The organism is Streptomyces sp. NPDC059477, assembly GCF_042749375.1.
Classification (GTDB): domain Bacteria; phylum Actinomycetota; class Actinomycetes; order Streptomycetales; family Streptomycetaceae; genus Streptomyces.
Window position 1 is genome coordinate 4,121 of record NZ_JBHYUG010000102.1, and the last position, 4,091, is coordinate 8,211.

Below are 4,091 nucleotides of genomic sequence, written 5' to 3' on the forward strand. Positions count from 1 at the left end.
GATGCTCTCTTCGCCGGCGGGCCCCCCCCCCCCCCCCCGCGGGTTTTTCCGCACCCCTCCCGCAACCCCCCGGGGGGGTTGTGCGGCCCCCCCCCCCCCCCCCCCACTTCGGCGGAGGGGCTGGGCACGCGCGCGGACCCCACCGGGACCACCGGGACCTGGGAAGCCGTCGTGGACGCCGCCACGCCTCCGACCGGCCCCCGGGACGCAGCTGCCCCCGCCCTTGCGATCGGGACCCCGGGAAGCGCGCACACCCCCGCCCCTCCAGCCGGAACCCAGGAGGGGTGTAGGTAGCCCCACCCCCAACCCGGGCCTCCTCCCCCGTGTCTCCCCCCGTCCGCTCGGCGAGACTGGCGGAATGGACAGCGGCGGCGGGAACGGTGGAGCGTGGGCGGGCGAGGCCCGAAGGGTCGGGACGGCGGGGGTACGGGCGCTGGCGCTCGCGCTGATGGGGCTGCCCGGGGCGCTGGTCTGCTTCGTGCTGAGCGTGGTGTCCCTCGCGCTGATCCCGATCGGGGTCGGGATCGTCACCACACCCTGGGTGCTGACCGGGGTCCGGGCGCTCGCGGGCACGCGGCGGGCGCTGGCCGCGCGCTGGGGCGGCGTGACGATCCCGGCGTCGTACCGGCCGCTGCCCGCCGGGGCCAATCCGTGGACCCGTACGTTCGGGATGCTCGGGGACCGGGCGACCTGGCGGGATCTGCGGTGGCTGGTGGTGGACATGACGGCCGGGTTCGTCCTCGGGGTGCTGGCGTTCGCCCTGGTTGTCTATCCGCTGGAGGGGTTCGTGCTGGCGGCCGGGCTGTGGACGGTCCTGCCCGACCCGTACTGGTACGGCTTCGTGCCGGTCAGCGGCCCGGTCTCGGCGTTCGCCGCCGCCGGACTCGGAGCCGTCCTGCTCGTCGTCGCCCGGTACGGCACCCCCCGGCTGCTGCGGGGGCACCTCCTGCTCAGCCGGGCGCTGCTCGCGCCCGGCGAGGGGGAGCTGGCGGAGCGGGTACGGGTGCTCACCGAGACCCGGCGGGACGCGGTGGACACCTCGGCCGCCGAACTGCGCCGCATCGAACGCGATCTGCACGACGGGGCACAGGCCCGGCTGGTGGCGATGGGCATGGACCTCGGCACGATCGAGGCGCTGATCGAGAAGGACCCGGCGAAGGCCAGGGAACTGCTCGGACAGGCCCGGCGGTCCTCCGCCGAGGCCCTCACCGAACTGCGCGACCTGGTCCGTGGCATCCATCCCCCGGTCCTGGCCGAACGGGGCCTGGGCGACGCCGTGCGGGCGCTGGCGCTGCGGCTGCCGGTGCCGTCCGAGGTGACCGTGGAGCTCGCGGGCCGGGCGGACGCGCCGGTGGAATCGGCGGCGTACTTCGCGGTCAGCGAGGTGCTCACCAACGCGGTCAAGCACGCCGGGGCCGACCGGATCTGGGTCGATCTGCACCACGCCGACGGATGTCTGCGGATCGTGGTCACCGACAACGGCCGGGGCGGCGCGGCGATCGGCGCGGGCTCCGGTCTGGCCGGGGTCGAGCGGCGACTCGGTACATTCGACGGCGTCCTGGCCGTCAGCTCCCCGGCGAGCGGTCCCACCATGGTGACCATGGAGATTCCGTGCGAGTTGTCCTAGCCGAAGATCTGTTCCTGCTGCGCGACGGACTGGTCCGGCTGCTCGAAGCCCATGACTTCGAGATCGCGGCGGCCGTGGAGAGCGGCCCCGAGCTGACCCGGGCGCTGGCCGAGCTGGCGCCGGACGTTGCGGTGGTGGACGTACGGCTGCCGCCCACGCACACCGACGAGGGGTTGCAGTGCGCGCTCGCGGCCCGCCGGGAGCGGCCGGGGCTGCCGGTGCTGGTGCTGTCGCAGCACGTGGAGCAGTTGTACGCGCGCGAGCTGCTCGCCGACGGCACGGGCGGGGTCGGCTATCTGCTGAAGGACCGGGTGTTCGACGCGGCCCAGTTCGTGGACGCGGTACGACGGGTGGCGAAGGGCGGTACGGCGATGGATCCACAGGTCATCCAGCAGTTGCTGAGCCGGCGCGCGGCGGGCGATCAGCCGCTGGCCCGGCTCACCCCGCGCGAGCGGGAGGTGCTGGAGCTGATGGCGCAGGGACGGTCCAACGCGGCGATCGCGGAGCGGCTGGTGGTGACGGAACGGGCCATCGCGAAACACACCTCCAACATCTTCGCCAAACTGGGCCTGGAGGTCTCGGACGACGACAACCGACGCGTCCTGGCGGTTCTCGCCTATCTGGACCGGGGCCGCTGAATCACTGGACCAGGGCCGCTGAATATCCGGACCGGGCCGCTGAATCCCGTTCCGCGAATCTCGCGGCAATTCCCGGGACGGCTGAACACCTCTGCGGCGCGCTCCGTACAAAGGGGCGCCGCTTCACTCCTGTCGGGCGCCTCGATGCGGCCCCGCAAGGAAGTCAGAGGAGTTCCATGGGACGCAACACACGAAAACGCCGTACGCCGCTGGCCACCAAGGCCATTGCCGCATCGGCGGCCCTAGCGCTCGGTGGGGGCGGGCTGATCTGGGCGAACTTCTACGCCTCGGCGCACGAGGACGGCAACGGCTGGCAGAACCGGACCAGGTCGGCGGGCGCCCAGGTGGCCACCATCGACTGCCCGGACGTCGGTCAGCAGTTGTCCGAGGTGCCGGACGGGGCCCGGGGGGAGGTGGACGGCGAGCTGGCCTCGATGGACCAGCAGATCACCGAGGCGTACCAGCGGCTGGCGAGCACGCGCGACGCGCAGGCGCAGGACGCCGGCTATGTGCAGAACGCCATCCTTCAGCCGCTCAAGGACAACCGGAAGGTGCTGATCGACCGGATCAAGCTGGAGATCGACCGGGCCGGCGGCAGCGCCTCGGACAGCCTGGACGATCTCGCCGGCTGCACCGGCACCCCCGCGGAACAGCCCCGGACCGACGACGGCCAGGGCAACGGGGGCAACGGGGGCAACGGCGAGAACGGTGACGGCGGCGGTCAGGAGCCGGGCAACGGGGGTCAGGGCGGCAACGGCCCGGTCGCCGCGGACTTCCAGGACATCACCACCGTCCAGCCGAACTCACGCGATCTGCCGGGCGGTCTCGCCGCGAACGGCCGGAGCGGTTCGAAGGGCACCTTCACCACCAAGTGCGGCACCAACGCGAACGACAACCACAACACCGACAATGTGATCGTGGCCCCGGGTGTCACCAACGGCGCCCACCATCTGCACGACTACGTCGGCAACCAGAACAACGACGCCTTCGCCAGCGACGACGTCCTCGCCAACGCCGGGACGACCTGCCAGAACCCGGGCGACCGCTCCTCGTACTTCTGGCCGGTGCTGCGTCTCCAGGACGGCACGCAGGACTTCGACCAGAACGCCGCCGGGGGTGGCACCGAGGGCAATGCGGGCCGGATCCTGGAGCCCCGGCAGGCCCAGCTGAAGTTCGTCGGCAACCGGACCGGGCCCGTGGTCGCGATGCCGCGGGCGCTGCGCATCATCACCGGTGACGCCAAGGCGTTCGTCAACGGCCTCGCCAACGCCAACACGGCCTGGACCTGCACCGGCTTCGAGGACCGGCAGCTGACCGACAAGTACCCGCTGTGCCCCGAGGGCAGTGACGTGGTGCGGCTGTCCAACTTCCAGAGCTGCTGGGACGGCCAGAACATCGACAGCGCCAACCACCGCACCCATGTGGCGTTCGTCCAGGCCGACGGCACCTGCGCCAATGGCTTCCAGGCGATCCCACAGCTCCAGGTGCGGCTGGTCTACGACGTGCCGGCGCCGACCATCGAGAACGGTGTGGTGCAGAATCCGTTCGCGGTGGACTCGTTCCCCGAGCAACTGCACAAACCGATCACCGACCACAATGATTTCATCAACTTCTTCTCCACCAAGACGATGAAGAAGATGGTCAACTGCATCAATTCGGGCAAGCGTTGCCAGTGACGTCATAGCGCTGGCAGTAAAAGGAACCCCGGCGGGGGTGGTTCAAAAAACCCCCGCTAGTCTAGAACGCAGATTGACGTGACACCAAACCCCCAAACCACCCCCCCCGCGAGCCACACCGCGCGCCCACAGCCACTCTCCCACGACACA

Annotated in this window: 3 protein-coding genes; all 3 read left to right on the forward strand. The window is 71.2% G+C overall.

The window, feature by feature from the left end:
* Nucleotides 1-358: 358 nt before the first annotated feature.
* The 3 genes from ACFXAZ_RS33405 to ACFXAZ_RS33415 all read left to right on the forward strand — a co-directional run bounded on the left by ACFXAZ_RS33405 (nucleotide 359) and on the right by ACFXAZ_RS33415 (nucleotide 3,941).
* Nucleotides 359-1,627, forward strand: coding sequence for a sensor histidine kinase (locus ACFXAZ_RS33405; RefSeq protein ID WP_384598768.1), 1,269 nt, complete (start codon nucleotides 359-361; stop codon nucleotides 1,625-1,627).
* Nucleotides 1,612-2,265 carry a LuxR C-terminal-related transcriptional regulator gene (locus ACFXAZ_RS33410; protein ID WP_384598770.1) on the forward strand — a complete coding sequence of 218 codons (654 nt, stop codon included), beginning with the start codon at nucleotides 1,612-1,614 and terminating at the stop codon, nucleotides 2,263-2,265. The genes ACFXAZ_RS33405 and ACFXAZ_RS33410 overlap by 16 nt, the downstream gene beginning before the upstream one ends.
* A 176-nt stretch (nucleotides 2,266-2,441) precedes the next feature.
* A complete protein-coding gene (locus ACFXAZ_RS33415; protein WP_384598772.1) occupies nucleotides 2,442-3,941 on the forward strand; it encodes a DUF1996 domain-containing protein in 1,500 nt (499 codons plus the stop codon).
* The last annotated feature ends 150 nt before the right edge of the window (nucleotides 3,942-4,091 follow it).

What these genes read in the sequence shown, in the direction of transcription:
- ACFXAZ_RS33405 (WP_384598768.1), top strand. Translation starts at nt 359, where the DNA reads ATGGACAGCGGCGGCGGGAACGGTGGAGCGTGGGCGGGCGAGGCCCGA.
- ACFXAZ_RS33415 (WP_384598772.1), top strand. Translation starts at nt 2,442, where the DNA reads ATGGGACGCAACACACGAAAACGCCGTACGCCGCTGGCCACCAAGGCC.